This window comes from Mesorhizobium sp. M0701 (genome assembly GCF_040320365.1).
Taxonomy (GTDB): domain Bacteria; phylum Pseudomonadota; class Alphaproteobacteria; order Rhizobiales; family Rhizobiaceae; genus Mesorhizobium.
Map to the genome: position 1 here is coordinate 1 of NZ_JAMYPO010000119.1, position 1,081 is coordinate 1,081.

Annotated in this window: 1 protein-coding gene and 1 pseudogene; both read right to left on the reverse strand. The window is 65.0% G+C overall.

From position 1 onward, the window contains the following. A pseudogene (gene bioZ, locus NKI24_RS35780) lies at positions 1-569 on the reverse strand (3-oxopimeloyl-[acyl-carrier-protein] synthase BioZ); the annotation flags it as partial. Beyond that, positions 566-1,081 (reverse strand): aminotransferase class III-fold pyridoxal phosphate-dependent enzyme (locus NKI24_RS35785; protein WP_352750909.1); only part of this gene is annotated, 516 nt, incomplete at its 5' end. The pseudogene bioZ and the gene NKI24_RS35785, both read right to left, overlap by 4 nt.

Here is a 1,081-nt window from a genome sequence, read left to right on the forward strand (position 1 = left end):
CCGTATCGCGAGCCGTCCGAATCCACGGAGGCACCGAGAATCCCCCGATCAGTATCCTCGCACGGACCGATCACGACGGCGCCGGCGGCATCGGCAAACAGCACGGCGCTGGCGCGCTCAGAGGGATTGATGCGGCGGCTGAGGATATTGGCGGCGATAACAAGGCTCGCTTTGCCGTGCAGGCGGGTAAATCCGTCCGCAAACATCAGCGCATAGATGAAGCCGGCGCAGGCGCCGGTCAGATCGACAGCGCCGGCGCGGCCGAGCCCCAGCCGATGTGCGACCAGGGGCGCGCTGGGCGGCAGGAGGTGATCGGGCGTCGAGGTGGCAAGCAGCAGCAGACCGATGTCGTTGCGCGCAATGCCGGCGCTGGCCAGCGCCATGGCGCCGGCCTGCGCAGCAAGACCAGACAGCGTGTCTTCGTCCGTTGCCCAGAAGCGCGACCGGATTCCAGTACGCCGCTCGATCCAGCCGGGTTCGAGCCCGAGATCGCTCTCGATCTCGGCATTCGCCACTTTGCGCCCAGGCGCATGATGGCCAAACCCGAGAAGGCGCGACAACCTGCTCATGGCTTTGAGCCGAAGCGTTCGCCGGCCTCCTCGATGGCGTCATGGAGCCGATCGAGCTCGTCGCCGGTGATGCAATAGGGCGGCAGGAGATAAAGGACATTGCCGAGCGGGCGCACAAGCAGCCCGAGCTCGAGGAAAAAGGCCCGCAGCTTAGGTCCGATCTCGGCCAGATAGCCGGCAGAGCCGGCGCGCAGGTCGAGAGCCAGGATCGTGCCGATCGTCCGGCTGTCGGTGAAGTTGGCATTATCGCGAAAGCGCCGAAGGCCGGCGGCCTGCCTCGCGCTCAGGGTGGCAATCCGCTCGGCCACTGGCTCGTCACGCCAGATCTCGACATTGGCGAGTGCTGCCGCGCAGGCAATCGGATTGGCCGTGTAGGAACTCGAGTGGAAAAACGTCTTCTTGCGATCCGCTGAATAATGAGCCTGGAAGATCGCATCGGTGGCAAGCGTGGCCGCCAGCGGAATGGTGCCACCGGTCAAGCCTTTCGAGGTGCACAGGATGTCTGGAGAAAT